Genomic DNA, 20,041 nt, shown 5'->3' with positions numbered 1-20,041 from the left:
AAATGAAAAAAATAATAGTAACAATTTTAATCCTTTTAACAAGTTTAACGGCAGTAGAGCTTGATGTAGCTCCAAAAGATGTAGATAGCAATGTCAGTATGATGCAAGAGAGTAAAAAAGTATTTGGTAACAGACTTTTTAACGGTTCATTTTCTCAAAATAAACAACACCGTTATAACCCAAACTATCTTATAAATATCGGTGATGTAGTAAACATCAGACTTTGGGGTGCTTTTGATTTTAATGCCAGTATACCTGTAGATTCACAAGGGAATATCTTTTTACCGAAAGTTGGGACCATACAACTTGTAGGCTTGAAAAATGAAGAGCTCTCTCGTACACTTCAAAGTAAGATCAAAAGTGTTTTTAAAACAAATGTTTATGTCTATGCTGATCTTGGAAACTATCAGCCTGTGAGTGTATTTGTGACAGGTGCCGTAAATAAGCCGGGACTTTATGAAGGACTTTCATCTGACTCTATCATTCAGTTTTTGGACAAAGCTAGGGGAATAGAAAACGAGTTTGGAAGTTACAGAAACATTACGGTACTAAGAGATAACAAAGCTATTAAAAGTGTTGATCTTTATAACTTCTTACTCAGTGGTAAGCTTGATGTTTTTCAGTTTCAAATGGGAGATGTGATCAATGTTGAGAGTGTTAAAAACTATGTAGAGATTAACGGTGATGTAAAACGCCCTTATAGATTTGAGATGAAGGGTAAAAGTATTGAGCTTGGTAAGCTCTTAAAGGCTGTACTGCCAAATCCAACAGCTACAAACTTTACGGTCACTAAATGGAATCAAGAGAATGAACAAACTGTAAGTATTCATAGTATTAAAGGAAACGAGCATTTTGAACTCCATAGCGGTGAAGTGGTAGAGTTTTTACCAGATCATAATGCAAAAAGCATAGCAGTTAAAATTAGTGGAGAACATCTAAGTCTGCATAACATAGTGGTGCCAAAAGGTTCAACTCTTGGTGAAGTATTTGAAAAGATTAAGCCCTCAATGCTTTCAGATATGGACTCGTTCCAGCTTTATAGAAAAAGCATAGCCGAGGAGCAAAAGAAATTACTCGATGCACAGCTGAATGATCTAGAAGCAAAAACACTTACAACAGGTTCTATGAGTTCAGAAGAAGCTACCATAAGAGCGCAAGAAGCACAACTTGTTATGAACTTTATAGAGCGTGCAAAACAGGTAGAACTAAAAGGGAAAGTGGTAATCAATAAAGATACAAATCTCTCTCTTATAACATTAGAAGACGGCGATGAAATTTACATTCCGAAAAAAAGCCATATGGTTATAGTTCAGGGTGAAGTTATGTTACCTGGTGCACAAAGCTATGTAGACGGGATGAGTTTTGAAGATTACATCAATTCATGTGGTGGCTACAGTTTTAGAGCAAATACGGACAATGTTCTTATCATTAAGAAAAACGGTCTGGTTGTAAGCTATGATCCTTCTAGCTCATTTGGTGATAACTATAGTGTAAAACCAGGTGATGCTATACTTGTAATGGGTAAAGTAGATAGTAAATACCTACAGGTTGTCAAGGATATAACACAGATTGTTTACCAGATAGCAGTTGGTGCAGCTATAGTACTTAGATATTGATAACAATTTTTAACGACATAAGGCAATTATAATAGTTTTTAATGTAATATGTCGTAATAACTTTCAGTTTTTATCTACATTAAATAGGAGTTTAGTGTTTTTTTGAACCAATAAAAAAACACTAAAAAAACACTTTTGTATGTTATGTAAATGTAACCAAAGTGTAGTAAAATTTGATAATTACATAAATATTAGGAAATCAAGCAGAGTGTGTGGAATAGTTGGACATCTTGGATGTAAAGATACAAAAGGTATCTTGTTAAACGGTTTAGCAGAATTAGAATACCGTGGGTATGATTCTGCCGGTATTGCTATACTAAATAATGAAGATAGACATATATTTAAAGCAGTTGGAAAGCTTGAAAATTTAAAAGAAAAAACAATTGAACTCTCATTAGATAACTTTAGTATAGGGATCGGACACACTCGTTGGGCTACACACGGAAAACCGACAGAAGAAAACGCTCATCCGCATTATGGAAGTGATACATATATTGTTCATAACGGGATCATAGAAAACTACCAAGAACTTAAACAAATGCTTCAACTAGATGGTTTTTCATTTATAAGTCAAACAGATACTGAAGTGTTTGTACACTTGTTTGAAAAACATCAAAAAAATCATACTAATTATGAAGCGTTTAAACGTGCTTTATCTGAGATAGAGGGGGCTTATGCTATTTTACTTGTTACAAGCTCTGAAACTGAAACGATCTACTTTGCCAAAAAAGGTTCACCACTTATACTTGGAATAAAAGATGATGAAAAGTTTTTTGCATCTTCTGATGCAGCATTGCTAGGGCAATGTAATAATGTCCATTTTTTTGAGGATGGAGAGTTCGGTTATGTAAACAAGAATGAAGTACACATAGAATCAGCTACAGAAAAAGAGATCGCTTTTCAAAATGTAAAACTTCCATCCGACAAACTCTCTGCCCAAAAAGAGGGGTATAGATTTTTTATGGAAAAAGAGATATATGAACAAGCAGATGTTCTTGCCGATACTCTTCGTGGACGTGTAGTCGATGAAAAGATTGAATTTGATGAATTAGATGAAAATTTATTTGACGGTATAAATGAAATCAAGTTATGTGCATGTGGAACTAGTTACCATGCAGCTTTGACATCTAGTTACTTGTTTGAGAGACTTGCAAAAGTAAAGGTAAGTGTTGAGATTGCAAGTGAATTTCGTTATAAAGAACCTTTACTGACAAAAGATACACTCTTTTTAGTGATCTCCCAAAGTGGAGAAACTGCCGATACACTTGAAGCTCTTAAGATGGCAAAAGCGGCAGGACTCAAAACACTTGCAGTGTGTAATGTAGATAACTCAAGCATTGTACGCTTAAGCGATGCAAGTATACTTACTCGTGCCGGAATAGAAAAAGGTGTAGCAAGTACAAAAGCATTTGCTACACAAGTGGCAGTGTTATGGATGCTGAGTTTATATATTGCACAATTTAAAAAGAGTTTAGATACAAAAGAGTTACAAAAAGAGCTTCATACTCTTAGAGAAGTACCAAATGTAACCGTAGTGAAAGATAGTGTGCATGAAAAAACAAAACGTCTTGCAAAGCGTTACTTGCATGGGCATGGTTTTTTCTTTATAGGTAGAGATGTATTTTACCCGTTAGCATTAGAAGGAGCATTGAAATTAAAAGAAATTAGCTACCTACATGCTGAAGGGTATCCTGCAGGGGAGATGAAACATGGTCCTATAGCCTTGGCGGATCCAGAACTTTTTACTGTAGCACTTTTAAGTGAAAACATGCTTTTTGAGAAAACAAAGAGCAATATGGAAGAGTTAGGCGCACGAGATTCGACAATCTGTTGTGTAAGTTCATATATGTATGAAAAAGCAGATGATTTCATAGTGATACCAAAGTGTAATCATTACATGTTAGAGTTTTATGAAATGATGACAGCTACGCAGTTACTTGCTATGGAGATAGCAATAAAACTGGAAAATGATGTAGATATGCCGAGAAACTTGGCAAAATCTGTGACAGTGGAGTAAATATGAACGTCTCTATTATAATTCCTGTGTATAACGAAAAAGGAAGACTTGAAAAAGTTTTAGATGAGTTACAAGGATTTAACGAAGTCATTGTTATAGATGATGCAAGTAGCATAAAAGTAGAAAGTTATATAGATAAAAAGAAGTTTCCAAATTTACAAATACTTACGAATGAAGTTAATAAGGGTTATTTGCATTCTATTAAAGCAGGTATTGCATTTGCAAGGAATGACATTGTAGTAACTATGGATGGTGATGGTGAACATAGACCTGAAGATGTTACAAAACTAATACAACCAATTTTAGATAATAAATGTGATATAGTTTTTGGCAAACGGCCTGAAATTGCGAGAGAATCTGAAATATTTTTACTTTGGTTGGCTCGTATGTTAACTGGTAGTAAGGTGAAAGATTCAGGTACCGGTTTTCGAGCAATCAAAACAGAATATGCAAAAAAATTACAATTTTATGGAGGATGTACTTGTGGAACTCTTTTGCAAGAGTGTGACTATTTAAATATGAGAATTTGTGAAGTAGATGTTGAACTTCCTAAAATTAGTAAACCTAGAAAGATCGCATGGGATCATTTCTTTCAATTTTTTTCCATATGGAAATTTTTCTTTAAAACACATATAAAAGGGCTAGATGAATGATAAATTTGTATAAAAATAAAAAGGTGCTTATTACCGGTGCAGCTGGTACTATCGGTAAAGGGCTTATAAAGCAATTATTAGAATTAGATGTAAAAGAGATTAAAGCGATCGACAATAATGAAGCTTCGTTGTTCTTTTTAAATGAAGAGTATCGTAAAGAATCAAGATACAATGGTTTTTTCTGTGATATACGTGACCTTGACCGCTTAAAGTATCTTTGTAAAGATGTTGATATTATTCTTCATACTGCTGCAATGAAACATGTAATTATTAGTGAAGTGAGTCCATTGGATGCTGTAAAAACAAATGCAGACGGTACTTCAAATGTGATTCAAGCTGCATTAGAATCAGAGAAAGTTAGCAGAGTGATCTACACAAGTAGTGATAAAGCAGTTAATCCTACAAATGTTATGGGTACTACAAAGCTTCTCGGTGAAAGAATGATCACATCAGCACTAAATATTAAATCTTCAAGAGATATTATATTCACAAGTACGCGTTTCGGTAATGTTATAGGTTCTAAAGGTTCTGTAGCACCAATTTTTTATAAGCAGATTCAAGCAGGTAAAAATATTACGATTACAGATGAAAGAATGACACGTTTTATTATGACTATAGAAGAAGCGTGTAGTTTAGTTTTAGAAGCTTCATTATTGGCAAAGGGTGGTGAAGTTTTTGTAACTAAAATGCCAGTTATGCGTATAGTCGATTTAGCTCAGGCAATGATCGAACTCGTAGCACCTATGTTTGGTAGAAAAGCGGAAGATATTGAGATAGAATACATTGGAAGTAAACCAGGTGAGAAGCTTTATGAAGAGCTTATGACAGATGAAGAGACAGTAAGAGCATATGAACTTGACAATATGTTTACAGTAAAACCTTCTATACCACCTATGTATGAAGAAGTTGATTATGATAGTTATGAAAATATTACAAACAAAGTAGTAACAAATCCATACGTAAGTGCAAATGAAACATATATGAATGTAGAAGAGATCAAAGCGTATCTTACAGAACACAAAGTTATCGAAAATCTTGAGCTATAAAAAAGGAGAAAAAATGGCACATGTTTTAATTTTAGGCGGAGACGGTTATTTAGGTTGGCCAACGGCTATGTACTTTTCAAACAGAGGTTATGAAGTAACGGTTGTAGATAACTATCTGCGTAGAAATGCTTGTACTGAGATAGATGTAGGTATGTTGTACCCAATTCCATCGTTAGTAGAAAGAGCAAAAATCTGGCATGAAAAAACAGGAAATGAGATCAAAGTTGCAATAGGTGATCTAACTGATGCTGAATTTACTCGTGGTTTTTTTGAAGGTCGCGTGAAATATGACTGGGCAATTAACTATGATTTTACTGGTGTTCCTGAAACTGTAGTGCATTATGCTGAAATGCCTTCTGCTCCATACTCTATGATGGACTATAAAAAATCAAACTTTACTATTACAAATAACTTACTAGTTTCTAGTAACTTACTTTTTGCAGTACGTGATCTAGCACCGGATACACACATCATTAAACTTGGTACAATGGGTGAGTATGGTACACCAAATATAGACATCGAAGAGGGTTGGTTAGAAGTAGAACATAATGGTAGAAAACAAAAGTTCTTATATCCAAGAGCTGCAGGTTCACTTTACCATACTACAAAAGTTATGGATACTGACCTTTACTGGTTTGGTGTTCGTATGTGGAATCTTCGTATTACAGACCTTATGCAAGGACCGGTATACGGAATAGAAACAGAAGAGAGTAAAATTGATCCAAGACTTCGTCCGATCTTTAACTACGATGAAGTATTTGGAACTATTGTAAACCGTTTTATTACACAAGCTATCAATGGTTACCCTTTAACTGTCTATGGTAAAGGTGGACAAACAAGAGGTTACCTAAATATTAAAGATACATTACAATGTGTACATATGTCAGAAAAATCTCCGGCAGAGAAGGGTGAACTTCGTATATTTAACCAAGTTATGGAAACATTTAGTGTAAATGAGTTAGCTGACATCACAAAACGTGTAGGTGATAAACTAGGTTACAATGTTGAAATTAAAAACATTGAAAATCCAAGAAAAGAAGCTGAAGAACATTACTACAATCCTACATATCAAGGTTTAATAAACATTGGTGTAGAGCCACACTATCTTACAGATGAAGTTATGGAAGAGATGTTTAAAGTTGTAGCTGAGTATAAAGATAACATTCGTAACGATGTAATTTTCCGTGGGGTTAAGTGGTAAATGAAAAATATTGTCATATTAGGTAGTTGTTTATCTGAAATAACAGTAAACGCTTTAGAAAATATGGGTCAATATAAAAAAATTTATCATGGTATGCATTTAAGAACAGATATTATACGAGCCTTATTGGAAGATAAGACTCAAAATTTTTTAACAAAAGATTCTTTAGAAAGTGCAATCAAGTTTCAACAAGTTGATGTGGACAGAAATCTTCCCAGAATTAAATTTCAATCCCTTGAATATTTAGAAGCGTTAAAAGAAAATATACAAATAGCTGATGTTATAGTTATTGATTTAAATTATGATTTAAGTCGTAAAGGCTATTCGTTTATAAATGAAGGAAAAAGTAGTATCCCTTATATAATTAACTTTATGCAATCATTGCCAGATGGAAAGAATAAACATATGGAACCCGATAAGGTTAATTGTAAGGATAAAGGATTATTAAGTGCGAATGAAAGTATTGAGAATCTGGAAGAAATTATTACTATATTAAAATCTATCAATAATAAGATGGAAATTTTTCTTATCAACTATCCACATTCTGGTTTTAAGATCAGAAATAGTATGGAAAGAGTTAGATCTAGTGAAACCTTTAAAAAGTTAATTGACAAAAAAATTTCTAAAAAAGTGCATGTTATTCCTTTATTAAATATTAAAAAAGAATATTTGAGTGAAAAAGGTGCATATTATTTTGAGCCAAAAGTTTATGAAACATTTGCATTATACATTAAAAAGATCTTGACAGAAGGTAATGGTTCTAAAGACAAAGAATCTTTTTATCAAATAGTTTTTAATTATGTTAAAAAATTTTTTAAGGGGCGAAATGTTTCTGAAATTTTTTTTGATGTGATAACAGAATAATGAAATTACTATATTTTTCTCCTAGACCATTTGGAATGATGGGTACTCCTGGTACCTATCAGTTAACTGAAGCTTTTAATAAGTTTTTAGATACACTTGTTGTTTCTGCAAAATACAATACAAGTGCAGTAGATATTGTATATAAACCACAAGAAAATTTAAAAATTGAAGAATTAGATATAAATGATTCAGATTTTTTAGAGCATTTAAGTCGATTAGCAATGGATTTTCAGCCAGATATATTGTGTATAGCAAACTACGCAAAATGGTATGATGTTGCACAAGTTCTAAAAAATGTATTACCAAATACTAAAATAGTTTTAGATATAAAATCTCCTTTAATTACAGGAGAGGAAAATCAACTACAAATTTTAAACTCAGTACAGTTAAAATCAAAATCACATCAACATTTACTTGACTTAGTAATAAGTAGGTGTCCTGAAGATATAGAAAGTTGGATTCCTAACTGTAATGTAGAGAGTTCCCTCTATCCGTTAGGATTGGATCTAAGTCTTTTTCATCCAAAAAAAGAGCTGAAGCTAGATAATAACAAATTGAGAATGATCTTTATTGGTTCTTATTCTAAAAATAGAAAACTTAATAGATTGCTAGAATTAATGGCAGGTTTAAGAGAAGATATTAAAAAGAAAATCTCTTTAGATATGTATGGGAGTGGACTAGCTAAAGAAGAATTAAGTAAGCAAATCAATAGCTTATGTTTAGAGCATATTATAAATCTTCATGATGCAGTTGATCAAAAAACTTTATTTACACTCTTACCAAAGTATGATGTTGGATTAGGTTGGGTTCCAAAAGAGATATATGATGCTGCTCCATCATTAAAATCTTTAGAATACATAGCATCAGGATTAATTCCTTTATTGACTTCTACTAAAGGTCATGTGAGAGAAGTTACTGATGGATTTAACGCAGTTTTATTTGATGAAAGTATTAAGTCATTTGAATTAGCTATAGATAAAATATTAAATGGTGCTTTTGGAGAACGTGAATTAGAAGAAAATTTAAAACGTATAGAAGAAAGAAGTTGGGATACAATAGCTTCAAATGTTTTACTTCCTATATTTAAATCTTTGTCATTAAATAAAGTAAATACTAAAGTTACTCAAGAAGAAAAAGTACAAAACGAAAGTCATTGGAACTTTCCTTGTAAAGCATTCCAGTCTACAAGAGATCGTAACTATGATATGAAGGTAGGTTGCATTACTGGAGAAAGACTTTATTATGGTCTTAAAAATGAAGTTAATTATATTGTTTTGTCAGAAGAATCGTGGAAAGATAAAATCCTTAATAATAAACTTTCTTTTGTATTGATCGAAACATGCTTTGAATCTATTTTAGGTTCATGGCATTATTCAATGGTTAATGGCATAAAAGAAGAACTTCGAGCATTGATAGAGCTATGTAAATCAAAAAACACACCTATTTTAGTATGGTCTACACAAGATATAGAGTATAAAGAGCATTTTAAAGAACTGTTTTTAATTGCAGATTATATTGGCTATGCTGATCCAAAATATAAAGATTATTTAGAAGCATTAAAGATTAAGTCATTTGAATTATTACCAGCTGTTCAACAAAGACTATTTAACCCTTTAAAAGAGTTAGATAGTTTAAATGAATACATTCCAAAATTTGATATATTGGTGCAGTCTGCAAATCAGATAGAACAAAATAATGACCTAAAGTTTAGCATTGTTAATAATAAAGAGCATAAGTTTGCTGCTTTTGAGAGAACTTTAGTACCAACTAAAAATCATTTACATACTCAAAATAGTATATCTGATAACCTTTCATCGTATGGAAAAATCTCTTATAGACTACTGCCTGAAGTATTAAAACGAACAGATAAATTATGGTTTTATGATGTTAAAGAAGTTACTAATACGGAACTAGAATGGCAATTATTAGAAAACTTAGCATGTAGAACTACGAGCTTTTTGGGTGATGATGTCAAGTTTAAAGAACAAGTTTTTAATAAAACTGAAGATTTAGAACTCAAAATTAAGCTGCTTCCTAAATGGCGAGAGATTATGGATAACGATACCTTTAAACATAGAATAAAGGAAATATGTAAACATTTAAACATTCAAGTAGAAGATCAGAAAGAATACTTTGCGACTATAGTAACACCTACAAAACGAATTAGAAATTTAGAAAACATACTCAAAAATTTTGAACAACAAAAATATCAATATAAAGAGTTGATTATAGTTGTTAATAGTACTGAAGAAGATTTTAAAGAGTTAAAAGTTCAAGTAGAAAAGATAAAAAATATAAAAGTACTTTATCTTCCAGTCGACAAGAAAGCTGCAAGTGCATTAAATACAGCGATAGAACATGCAAAAGGGGACTATGTATTTCGCTTTGATGATGATGATTACTATGGAGAAGAGTATCTTAGCGATGTATTTAGATTTCTTACTATAGATGATGCATCTATAATAGGGAAGTTTGGTTCATACATAAAAATAGAAGAAAAAAATGAAGTTTTTTTTAGAAAAAATTCATCAAAATCAAAAGAGCTAGTAAGTTTCAATGCAGAAAGTTTACCATTAAGCGATGCAGGTATAAGTGGAGCAACCTTTGGAATGAAAAGTGAACTTTTAAAGCAATGTCCTTTCCCTGAAGATAGTTTGCGAACGGCTGACTCTGCATGGCTAGAAAATTTAAGAGCTAACTTTCCAACTGTTCGTTGTATGAAGAGTGATTTTTTTCAGTTTACTATAGGTAGAACTATAGGTAATCATGATCATACATGGAGAGGTGATATAGGTAATATAGTTGATATTACAAGCAGCATTGATAAAAAATACCAAGAGGTTGTAAGATGAGTCGAACATCATCAATAATACAAAAGGATATTCAACGACTGTTGCAAGAACATAGTATGTTATCAGAACAAACTATAAAATATTCACATGAAATGTCTGATGAAGAATTACTTCAGTTTAGGGAAAATTTAGAGCTTGAAGTGTCATATTTAAAACTGCAAAGTTTAGATGTTCATACTAAAGTTTCGAAGAAAATAAAAGTAAAACATAAAGTAAAAGATGTAAAAAAACAAAATTTATCTAAAAAACAACGCTTATGTATAAAGTTCCTAAACGATCCTTATATCTTTTTTGCAGATTCAAAAAATCCTATTATGAAATTTATAAGTGTATTTATCCCTAGAAGGAAAGGAAATGATTGAAAAAGAGAGTAACGTTATGAAAAAACAGCATACTACTATGGCTAGTTTACAAAGAGAAGTAAATAGGTATAGTGATGAGAAATTTTTGATACCAGAAAAAGATAAAAACTCATCTTTAAAATTTGGTTTGATAGCTGATGAACGACTATATCGTGGGTTAGAGTATGAAGGTGATATGCACTTTTTAACTGAAGAGAATTGGTATTACACTATAAAGTATAATAAATTAGACTTTATTTTGGTCGAATCTTCTCTAGAAACTGTGACAGGTGACTGGTCTATGGCACTTACAGATCCTACTTTTGAAAGTACAGAACTTTATAAATTACTTCAAGTAGCTAAAGAGCAAAATATTCCTACTGTCTATTGGTTTACTCTAGACCATGAGTATCATGAACTTTTTAGTCCTGTAGCAAAATATTTTGATCATGTTTTTTGTGCAGATCCAAGAGAAACAATCAAGCTTCAACAGATTGGTATAAATGCTTATACTCTATTACCTGCTGTGCAACCTTCAATTTATAATAGAATCAATGAGTACGGAGGAAAAGAAAGTAAACGCATTCCTGGTGTATGTGATGGATTAGTAGATATTTTACAAACATGGGATAAATACCATGAACTTTACAAAGATTTATTGGGATTTGGAGTAAAGTTTTTTGATTCAAGAAATCAAATATGGAAATCTAAAATAAATGATTTAGAGATTACATCTGAAAACTTACTTTCTACAATTTCGTTTGAATCAAGATTATCTTTATTAAAAAAAGCAAATTTGTATATTGACTTTTCAAACAGAATAACATCAAGAACAGCTAGCGTGTGGAATGTGATGGAAGCAGCAGCTTGTCGTTTACCTGTCATAATATATGGAAAAGTAGAAGAAGATATTTTAAAAACATTTACTCATTATGAAGTTATTGATAATTTTTTCTTGATAGAGTTGATGAGACATCAAAAAGATGAACTTTATAGAGAAAGAGCAGCACAAAAAGCATGGAGGGAAGTAATAAGTAAACATACATTCTCTAATCGTATGCAAACCATTTGTCAAAAACTCAATATTGAACACGATTGGGTTGAATGGCCTTCTACAGTATTTATGATAACTTTAGAGTCTTTAGAGTCTTTTGAAAAAGTAAAGCAGGAGTTATTTAATGAATATTCTATTTCAATTGAAAGTTGTATCATTGATAGTGAAAATTATGGAGAATTTCAGTTGAAACAAATAAAACCTTTTGATCATTCTATATATATCCCAAAAGAATGTGAAAACAGTTTAAATATACAGAAATATTTAGATAAGTATTATAATGAACTAATACGTTATATGAAAAATGTAGATAATAAAAATATCATACTTGATGAGCTTTTACAACAAAGATTAAAAAAGGTAGTGAATGTATAAGATGGAAAAATTTTTATTTTTTTCAGGTAGACCATTAGGGACACAAGGAACTTTAGGTACATATAAACTGATTGATGCTGTGGCAAAAAGCCATCCTCACTTAGTAGTAGCTCAGCGTCCTCTAGATGGACAGCTTTGTGTGAAAGAACAATTTAACTTTCAATATTTAAAGCTTAATAAAGTAAATATTGATTCTATTTTGTCTTTAAGTCAGCAGTTTCAAGCTTTTAATCCTGATATAATCTGGATTTTTAATCATCCCAATTGGTTTGAATTTGCCAAAGTTTTGAGATTGATTTTTCCTCAGAAAAAAATCATTTTAGATATACAAACTCCTTTGTTAATCGAAGGGCAGCATCAAAAATATATTTTATCTGAAGGACAACAACAATCTATACATATAGATGCTATATTTACATTAGATAAAAATTCAGCACTTAGTTGGTTACCTAATTTTACTAAGCCAATTTTTGAATATCCATTAGGTATTGATACAGATGTATTTCTCAATAATATTGATAATAAAAATGTTCTTCAGGAATCAAAGAAATATGTTTATATTGGTGCTGTACATCCTAAAAGAAAAATTGATATTATGGTTCATGGATTTATTGACTATATTCAAGAGACTCGTTCTAAGGATACTTTAGATATTTATGGAGGAGGTCCGTTACTTGATGAAATTAAAAAAATCGTTAAAATAAGGGATGCTGAAAAGTTCGTAAATATTAGAGGTTTGGTTGAACATAGTAGGTTGGCTTTAGAAGTATCAAATTTTGATGTAGGAATAGCTTGGGTTCCAAAAGAAACATTTAATGATTCTCCATCTTTAAAAGTATTTGAATATTTTTTGGCAAACTTATCGGTTATAGCAACTAATACTAATGCTCATTTAAAATTAAAAAAAGAAGATAATTATAATTTGTTTTATAGTTCAGATACAAGAGAAGGGCTAAAGAATAGTTTAATAGACTTACAAGATAAGGAATTAGCTGAAAATGAGAAAAAAACAAACTATCAAATTGTTCTTAAAAGAAGTTATGAAAATATTTTTCAAACATCTATTTTACCATATATAAAAAAAATTAATGTAGTAAAAAAAGAATTGAAATTAAATATTGTGATTTTAATAAATAGTTTAGCAGTAGGAAAAGGTGGTGCTGAAAGAGTTGCAATGGAACTAGCTGATGAAATGTCTATACGAGGGCATAATGTCTCAATTCATTATTTAGGTAATATTAGAGAATTACCAGCTTATCGTTCAAAACATGGTGTAAAGGAATTAGCATATTCACAATTAAACTTGATGAAAAATAGATTACGATTTATAAATCCTGATGTATATTTTTGTTTTTATTTTAATAGGCAACTTATAAATTATTATAAACAATGTTATAACTTAAATGTACCATTTGGTATGCAAGAATGTACAAATCCTGACAGATTGATTAGTAATAATTGGCGTTTAGATGGGAAAATTGTTCAAAAGCCATTGGCTTTATGGGAACGAGAACTTATTGGAGCAAGAGCATCAAGAATAAGGCTCGTTATGCCAAGTTATAGGGATTCATTTAATGATTTTATAAAGCCACAAGTAAGAGCATTTTCTAATCCTTCACGAAAAATGGATACTTTGGATACGAATATTGTTAAAGAAAATGTTATTTTGTCAATAAATGGATTTAAAGCTAATAAAAATTTAATAACATTAGTAAAAGCTTTTGCTACTATTGCAGATACTTATCCGAATTGGAAAATTATCGATATAGGGAAACAACCAGATATGAATCAGAAGCATGTACGGGAAATATTTGATTGTATTGAGAAAGAAGGATTGTCTGATAGAGTATTAGTTTTAGGACCACAGGACAATGTAGATTCTTTTTTTGCAAAGTCCAGTATTCATGTTATTGCTTCTTTGAGTGAAGGATGTCCTACGGTAATTTTAGAAGCAATGGCTCATGGTGTTCCAAGTATAGGATTTGATGACTGTCCAGGAACAAATGAACTAATAAGTGATATGTTTAATGGGTTGCTAGCAAATTCTGAAGATCGAGTGGCAGGATTGGCAAAGGTGCTTGGCAAATTAATAGAAGATGAAGATTTAAGAACGCAGTTAGGTGAAGAGTGTTTAGTGGATTCCAAACGATTTGTCCCTGAAAATATTTACGATCAGTGGGAAAAATTGTTTTTTGATATGGCTGAATATAAAAATGATCCAGAACGTTTATTTAGAGAACAAATGGATATTGACCCAGAAAAAGCATTACATGCGAAAAATATGATAAAAACTTTAATTGGAGCTTAATATGAAAAAAAATATTTTAATTACAGGGGGATGTGGCTTTATTGGTACATCACTTATAAAAAAGTTGTTAGAAAAAGAACCAAATAGTGTTATACGGGTAGTAGATAACTTTGTAACAGGTACACCGGCAGATCTTGCAGAAGTAGCTGAGTTTAAACAATATTCAGTAGATAATATTACGGAACATCAAAGAGGTGTAGCTCTTATAGAAGGAGACATTCGTAATGCAAAGTTAATGGAACAAGTATGTCAAGGCATAGATGGCATAGTACATCTTGCTGCGAATACTGGTGTCGGACCATCTGTAGAAGACCCTAGGCTAGATATGGAATGTAATGTTATAGGTACTTTCAATATGCTCGAAGCAGCAAGATTAAACGGTATAAAAGGTTTTGTTTTCGCATCTTCAGGTGCGCCAGCAGGTGAGGTAGAACCTCCTATACATGAAGAATTACCACCACATCCTGTTTCACCTTACGGATCGAGTAAATTAGCAGGTGAAGGATATTGTTCTTCGTACTCAAAAACATTTGGAATAAATACAGTGTGTTTACGCTTTGGAAATGTATATGGTCCTGGTTCAAAACATAAAGCAAGTGTTGTGGCAAAGTTTATTAAACAAGCTTTAGATGGTGAAACTTGTATGATTTATGGTGATGGAACACAAACTCGTGATTTTATATATATAGACGATTTAGTAAATGCAATAATCCTAGGACTTGAAAAAGAAGTGGGTGGAGAAACTTTTCAAATAGCAACAGGTAGAGAATCTACAGTAGGCGAAGTAGCACAAATGATTGCTGATGAATTAAAGTCTAGAGGTGTAGATATGAAGATCGAAAATGATGCTCCTAGACTTGGAGATGTAGCTCGTAACTATTCAGATACGACAAAAGCAAAAAATATCTTAGGCTGGATTCCTCAAATGACATTGACTACAGGTATAGATAATACTATTGATTACTTTATAAACAAGGATAAGTAATGGAAAAAACTGAGTTGACTGAATTTTTAGCAACACTTGAAAATATAGAAAACAAATTGGATAAAAAAGCAAAAGTTGAGGAACGTTTAGGGGTTTTAACACTTGAACTTGAATTTGTAGAAAAATACGCTTTAGCAGATGATAAAAAAGTCGAAATATACGAACCGTTAGTACAAAAGCTGATCAAGGAAAATTCTTTACTTTTTGAGATGCAAAATGATGAGCTACTAGAAGATATTAAAGAACTTTTAGAATTAAATCAAGCCTATATCAGAAAAACAAAAGAACAGTTTGATGAGATCGAATCTTTAAGAGCAAAGTTAGCAAAACAACCACAAGGTAGTGTCAAGTTGAATACAAGTGCAGCTTCAAATGCTGAACTGAAAGAAACAAAACAAAAGTTACAACAAAGAAATAAGAGAGTAAAAGAACTTAATGATAAAGTAGATTGGCTACAAAAGAAAAGAAAAACTTCACGAGAACTCACTAAAGAAGAACAAAAAGTTTTAAAACTTTTCAATACTCCAAAAAAATATTTTTTAGATAGTAAAAAATGGTATGTTAAACCCCTTGGAATCTTTTTTAGCAAATAGTTTTTTGAAAAAGTCGAATACTAAAGTTCATGATTTGTTTAATCTTTATAATGTTTATAGAAACAACAATGACCAAAAAGCGATAGAGAATTTAAATGTCTATTTTAATAAAGTTAAACTTTTTGAAATTACAAAACAAATAAACTCTATCCCTTTATACATAGATAACTTATGTATTAAGGGCATGAGTTATAATGAAATAAAAGAGCAAAAACTTGTTTCTATAATCATGACAGCACATAATGAACAGACATTATTACCTTCTGCTCTTAGTTCTATTATAGACCAAACATATAAAAATATTGAAATAATTTTTGTAGATGATGCAAGTAGTGATAATACGACAGAAGTATTTGAAAATACTTGTAGGGAAAATAACTTTTCAAATTATAAAATAATTTCTATGAAAAAAAATAGTGGTCCTTTTATAACGCGAAATGTTGGTATAAAATATTCCACTGGTGAATATATTACTTTTCATGATGCTGATGATTGGGCTCATCCACAAAGAATTGAAGAACAAGTGAAAGTTTTAGAAGTAAGTGATAAGGTGGCTTCCATATCTCAACTTGTTCGAATTAAACCAAATGGGGAACTTTTTTCAAAACATATTTATCCATTAAATCGTATTGCTATGGTTTCTTTAATGATAACAAGAAAAGTTTTAGAAGAATTAGGTTGTTTTTATATAGATTTACTTGGTGCAGATACTGAATATTTTGAACGTATAAAATACTTTTACGGAACGGAAAAAGTAGAAAATATTAAAAAAGTACTTACATTTGCAGCACATAGACCAAACTCTCGTACAACTTCTGAACTAACTGGAACACCAGAATTTGGAAGAAATCCTTTAAGAGAAAGACATTGGCAGATTTTAGAAGATAGGCTTTTTGAAATGGTAAATGGTTATAAAAAGTATTATATAGGTTTTAATGAAAGTAAATATGAATATGATATTATTAAGTAAATTTTTAACATTAAAATAATTTTTAAAAATATAAAAAAATTAATAATAGTCTAATTTAAGTATATTAATAAAGGAAAGAATTGTAGTGAATATTTTAGTAACAGGAGGAGCTGGTTATATTGGCTCACATACTTGTTTTGAAATGCTTCAAGAAAATTATAATATTATTGTATATGATAACTTATCAAACAGTAGCTTAGAAGCATTAAAAAGAGTAGAAAAACTAACAGGTAAAAAAATAGAATTTATAGAAGGCGACTTACTTGATATAGAAAAGTTAGAAGAAGTTTTTCAAAATGAAAAATTTGATGCTGTTATTCATTTTGCAGGTTTAAAGGCTGTTGGAGAATCTGTTCAAAAACCACTGAAATATTACGATAATAATGTTACTGGCACATTAAATCTCTTAAAATTAATGCAAAACCACAATGTAAAAGAACTGGTTTTTTCATCATCTGCAACAGTATATGGAGTGCCTAAAGAACTCCCTTTAACTGAAAGTTCTCCACGTTCTACAACTAATCCGTATGGAACTAGTAAGTTGGTTATTGAATATATATTGGAAGATTTAGCAAAGTCTGATCCAGAATGGAAAATAATAAGTTTAAGATATTTTAACCCTATTGGAGCACATAAATCAGGAGAAATAGGAGAAGATCCAAATGGTATACCTAACAATCTTTTACCTTACATTTCTCAAGTTGCAGTAAAACTTAGAAAAAATGTGAATGTTTTTGGAAATGATTATGATACAAAAGATGGTACAGGTGTTCGTGATTATATTCATGTTGTTGACTTAGCAATGGGACATGTATTCGCCCTGAAATATTTGAAAGATAGTCAAGAACAAGGCTTTATACCAATCAACTTAGGAACAGGTAATGGTTATTCTGTTCTAGAAATGATAAAAGCTTTTGAAAAAGCTTCAAAGACAATTATACCTTATCAAATTGTCGAACGAAGAGACGGTGATATAGCAGAATGTTATGCAGACCCAATTTGTGCGTATAACAAACTAGGTTGGAAAGCTCAAAATAGCTTAGAAGATATGTGTCAAGATGCATGGAATTGGCAAAAAAATAATCCTACTGGATATAATAAGAAATAAATGATTAAGTTTTCAACATCAATCCAGCTCATAAAAAACACAAAAAACTTTTTAGAGATCAAGTACTACTCTTTTTTAGAACGCAGCTTTTCTAAAATAGGTGTTTTCTATGGTTGGGGTAGAAAGCGCTCGGGGCTTACAGCTATGGAACTGGCCAAAAAATCTACCACTTTTTATGTACTTTTAGAGGACGGATTCATCCGATCACTCGGTCTTGGAGTAGATGCTTCCCCATCATTTAGTCTTGTGGAAGATGATGTTGGAATTTATTATGATGCTACAGTACCTAGTAGACTTGAAAATCTTTTAAACAGCTATGACTTTTCTAGTGACCTTTTATTGTTGAAAGATGCTCGAAAAGCCATAGACCTTATAAAGCAGTACCATATCTCCAAGTATAACAACACTCCAGATATCTCTAAAGATTATTTTACACAAGACACCAAAAGAGTATTAGTAATTGCTCAAACTGCCGGAGATGCTTCATTAGAGTATGGGATGTTAGATTCTTTTACGACAGAAGATATGATCCTCTCAGCTATAGAAGAGAATCCAGATGCGCAAGTTTACATAAAGCTCCATCCTGATGTACTAAGCGGTAAAAAAAACTCTGACATAGATCCTGGTAATATAGATGAACGTTGTAGAATCATCACCGAAAATGTTAATCCAATTTCACTTTTAAAATATTTCGATAAGGTTTATACAAAAACATCTCAGATGGGTTTTGAAGCATTGTTAGTAGGGTGTGAATGTGTCTGTTTTGGTATGCCGTTTTATGCAGGGTGGGGGATAACCACAGATAAATCAAAATGTGAAAGACGTACAAGAACACTTAGTGTAGAAGAAGTATTTGCAGCAGCCTATATACTCTATACTCATTACCATAATCCATACACAAATAGACCAAGTGACATATTTGATACAATAGAAACAATAACAACTCTTAGAAAAGAGAATACAATGGATAAAAAAGTATACTTCTTTGGTTTTTCAAGATGGAAACACGGATTTGTTCGACCATTTTTTAGTGAATACGATCCGAAAAATCTTTACTTTATAAATCCGATCTTCTCAACGCACCTCAAACTTGCTCTTAAAAAAGGGCTTGATAAAGATGCCCATATATACTTTTGGGGAAGAAAGTCTTTTCCTGAGATCGAGAGGTTCGCCGAAGAGAAAGGTATGAAAATATATCGTGTTGAAGATGGATTTATACGCTCAGTCGGTCTGGGTTCTGATCTGACACAGCCATACTCTCAGGTGATAGATAAAAGGGGCATATACTTTGACCCCACGCAGGAGAGTGATCTGGAATATCTTCTGCAAAATTATGATTTTGATAATGATACAGAGCTATTACAAAGAGCTTCTGCGCTAAAAGAGGAGATTGTCAAAAACAAGATCTCTAAGTATAACTCCGATGCCGTAAAAGCGTTGAATTTTCCAAAAGATAAAACTGTCGCCCTTGTAACGGGACAAGTGGAAGATGATGCTTCGATTAGATTTGGTGCAAACGGGATGACAAACTTGGAACTTTTACAAACGGTGAAGAAAAAATATCCTGAGAGATATATAGTTTTTAAACCACATCCAGATGTTTTAAGCGGTAATAGGGTGGGAAACATTCCCCAAGAAGAAGCCTTGAACTATTGTGATGAGATAGTGATTGACGTTTCAATGGCAAGTGTACTTGAAGCTGTGGAAGAAGTACATACCCTTACATCACTTACAGGTTTTGAGGGGCTTGTATACGGCAAAAAAGTTTACACATACGGTATGCCGTTTTATGCGGGTTGGGGACTAACTATAGATGAGCGTACTTGTGAGCGAAGAAGAAGAATTTTGACGTTAGAGCAACTTATAGCCGCTACTTATTTACTCTATCCAAGGTATATCTCTCCTAAAACAAAAAAGTTATGTGAAGCTGAAGATGTGATAAAAGAGCTTAAAGAGCAAAAAGATGCGTTAGAAAGTTCTGTTTTCTTACGAATTAAATTCAAATTTTATAGTTATTTGAGTAGAATTTCTCAAAAATTACTCTCTTTGGTGGCATAG

15 protein-coding genes are annotated in these 20,041 nt (G+C 31.7%); all 15 read left to right on the top strand.

Annotated features, from left to right (window positions below; translation table 11 throughout):
- The first annotated feature begins 2 nt into the window (after window positions 1-2).
- The 15 genes from QWY88_RS03475 to QWY88_RS03405 all read left to right on the top strand — a co-directional run bounded on the left by QWY88_RS03475 (window position 3) and on the right by QWY88_RS03405 (window position 20,041).
- Window positions 3-1,616 carry a polysaccharide biosynthesis/export family protein gene (locus tag QWY88_RS03475; protein ID WP_304544097.1) on the top strand — a complete coding sequence of 538 codons (1,614 nt, stop codon included), beginning with the start codon at window positions 3-5 and terminating at the stop codon, window positions 1,614-1,616.
- A 208-nt stretch (window positions 1,617-1,824) separates the two neighbouring features.
- Window positions 1,825-3,633, top strand: coding sequence for a glutamine--fructose-6-phosphate transaminase (isomerizing) (gene glmS, locus QWY88_RS03470; protein WP_304544095.1), 1,809 nt, complete (start codon window positions 1,825-1,827; stop codon window positions 3,631-3,633).
- Window positions 3,634-3,635: 2 nt separating this feature from the next.
- Window positions 3,636-4,286 (top strand): glycosyltransferase family 2 protein, encoded by a 651-nt coding sequence (locus tag QWY88_RS03465; RefSeq protein ID WP_304544093.1) that lies wholly within the window; start codon window positions 3,636-3,638, stop codon window positions 4,284-4,286.
- Entirely contained in the window at window positions 4,283-5,332 is a 1,050-nt protein-coding gene (locus tag QWY88_RS03460; protein ID WP_304544091.1) for an SDR family NAD(P)-dependent oxidoreductase, read from the top strand. Before QWY88_RS03465 ends, QWY88_RS03460 begins: the two co-directional genes overlap by 4 nt.
- A 13-nt stretch (window positions 5,333-5,345) precedes the next feature.
- Window positions 5,346-6,533, top strand: coding sequence for an NAD-dependent epimerase/dehydratase family protein (locus QWY88_RS03455; RefSeq protein ID WP_304544090.1), 1,188 nt, complete (start codon window positions 5,346-5,348; stop codon window positions 6,531-6,533).
- Window positions 6,534-7,397 (top strand): hypothetical protein, encoded by an 864-nt coding sequence (locus QWY88_RS03450; protein ID WP_304544089.1) that lies wholly within the window; start codon window positions 6,534-6,536, stop codon window positions 7,395-7,397.
- Window positions 7,397-10,249: a glycosyltransferase gene (locus QWY88_RS03445; RefSeq protein WP_304544087.1), complete on the top strand. Its 2,853-nt coding sequence runs from the start codon at window positions 7,397-7,399 to the stop codon at window positions 10,247-10,249. Before QWY88_RS03450 ends, QWY88_RS03445 begins: the two co-directional genes overlap by 1 nt.
- The gene (locus QWY88_RS03440; protein ID WP_304544085.1) at window positions 10,246-10,611 is read left to right on the top strand and encodes a hypothetical protein; all 366 of its coding nucleotides are present in this window, start codon (window positions 10,246-10,248) and stop codon (window positions 10,609-10,611) included. Before QWY88_RS03445 ends, QWY88_RS03440 begins: the two co-directional genes overlap by 4 nt.
- Entirely contained in the window at window positions 10,604-12,019 is a 1,416-nt protein-coding gene (locus QWY88_RS03435) for a CgeB family protein (RefSeq protein WP_304544083.1), read from the top strand. Before QWY88_RS03440 ends, QWY88_RS03435 begins: the two co-directional genes overlap by 8 nt.
- A 1-nt stretch (window position 12,020) precedes the next feature.
- On the top strand, window positions 12,021-14,327 hold the full coding sequence (locus QWY88_RS03430) for a glycosyltransferase (RefSeq protein WP_304544081.1): 2,307 nt from the start codon (window positions 12,021-12,023) through the stop codon (window positions 14,325-14,327).
- Between the two features lies 1 nt (window position 14,328).
- Window positions 14,329-15,312, top strand: a complete 984-nt coding sequence (locus tag QWY88_RS03425; RefSeq protein WP_304544079.1) for an NAD-dependent epimerase/dehydratase family protein — start codon at window positions 14,329-14,331, stop codon at window positions 15,310-15,312.
- Window positions 15,312-15,905, top strand: a complete 594-nt coding sequence (locus QWY88_RS03420) for a hypothetical protein (protein WP_304544077.1) — start codon at window positions 15,312-15,314, stop codon at window positions 15,903-15,905. Before QWY88_RS03425 ends, QWY88_RS03420 begins: the two co-directional genes overlap by 1 nt.
- A complete protein-coding gene (locus tag QWY88_RS03415) occupies window positions 15,871-16,875 on the top strand; it encodes a glycosyltransferase family 2 protein (RefSeq protein ID WP_304544075.1) in 1,005 nt (334 codons plus the stop codon). Before QWY88_RS03420 ends, QWY88_RS03415 begins: the two co-directional genes overlap by 35 nt.
- Window positions 16,876-16,960: 85 nt before the next feature.
- Window positions 16,961-17,983, top strand: a complete 1,023-nt coding sequence (galE, locus tag QWY88_RS03410; protein WP_304544073.1) for a UDP-glucose 4-epimerase GalE — start codon at window positions 16,961-16,963, stop codon at window positions 17,981-17,983.
- Window positions 17,984-20,041: a capsular polysaccharide biosynthesis protein gene (locus tag QWY88_RS03405; RefSeq protein WP_304544070.1), complete on the top strand. Its 2,058-nt coding sequence runs from the start codon at window positions 17,984-17,986 to the stop codon at window positions 20,039-20,041.

Origin of the sequence: Sulfurimonas sp. hsl 1-7, assembly GCF_030577135.1 — a bacterium.
Classification (GTDB): Bacteria; Campylobacterota; Campylobacteria; order Campylobacterales; family Sulfurimonadaceae; genus Sulfurimonas; species Sulfurimonas microaerophilus.
The sequence above is the reverse complement of the archived record's forward strand: the minus strand, read 5'-3'. Positions and strand labels throughout refer to the sequence as shown.

Excerpts from the sequence above, each read along its gene's own strand:
- QWY88_RS03455 (WP_304544090.1), top strand. The coding sequence starts at position 5,346 with ATGGCACATGTTTTAATTTTAGGCGGAGACGGTTATTTAGGTTGGCCA.
- QWY88_RS03475 (WP_304544097.1), top strand. The coding sequence starts at position 3 with ATGAAAAAAATAATAGTAACAATTTTAATCCTTTTAACAAGTTTAACG.
- QWY88_RS03460 (WP_304544091.1), top strand. The coding sequence starts at position 4,283 with ATGATAAATTTGTATAAAAATAAAAAGGTGCTTATTACCGGTGCAGCT.
- QWY88_RS03425 (WP_304544079.1), top strand. The coding sequence starts at position 14,329 with ATGAAAAAAAATATTTTAATTACAGGGGGATGTGGCTTTATTGGTACA.
- QWY88_RS03430 (WP_304544081.1), top strand. The coding sequence starts at position 12,021 with ATGGAAAAATTTTTATTTTTTTCAGGTAGACCATTAGGGACACAAGGA.
- QWY88_RS03420 (WP_304544077.1), top strand. The coding sequence starts at position 15,312 with ATGGAAAAAACTGAGTTGACTGAATTTTTAGCAACACTTGAAAATATA.
- QWY88_RS03445 (WP_304544087.1), top strand. The coding sequence starts at position 7,397 with ATGAAATTACTATATTTTTCTCCTAGACCATTTGGAATGATGGGTACT.
- QWY88_RS03435 (WP_304544083.1), top strand. The coding sequence starts at position 10,604 with ATGATTGAAAAAGAGAGTAACGTTATGAAAAAACAGCATACTACTATG.
- QWY88_RS03465 (WP_304544093.1), top strand. The coding sequence starts at position 3,636 with ATGAACGTCTCTATTATAATTCCTGTGTATAACGAAAAAGGAAGACTT.
- QWY88_RS03415 (WP_304544075.1), top strand. The coding sequence starts at position 15,871 with ATGTTAAACCCCTTGGAATCTTTTTTAGCAAATAGTTTTTTGAAAAAG.
- QWY88_RS03450 (WP_304544089.1), top strand. The coding sequence starts at position 6,534 with ATGAAAAATATTGTCATATTAGGTAGTTGTTTATCTGAAATAACAGTA.
- QWY88_RS03440 (WP_304544085.1), top strand. The coding sequence starts at position 10,246 with ATGAGTCGAACATCATCAATAATACAAAAGGATATTCAACGACTGTTG.
- QWY88_RS03405 (WP_304544070.1), top strand. The coding sequence starts at position 17,984 with ATGATTAAGTTTTCAACATCAATCCAGCTCATAAAAAACACAAAAAAC.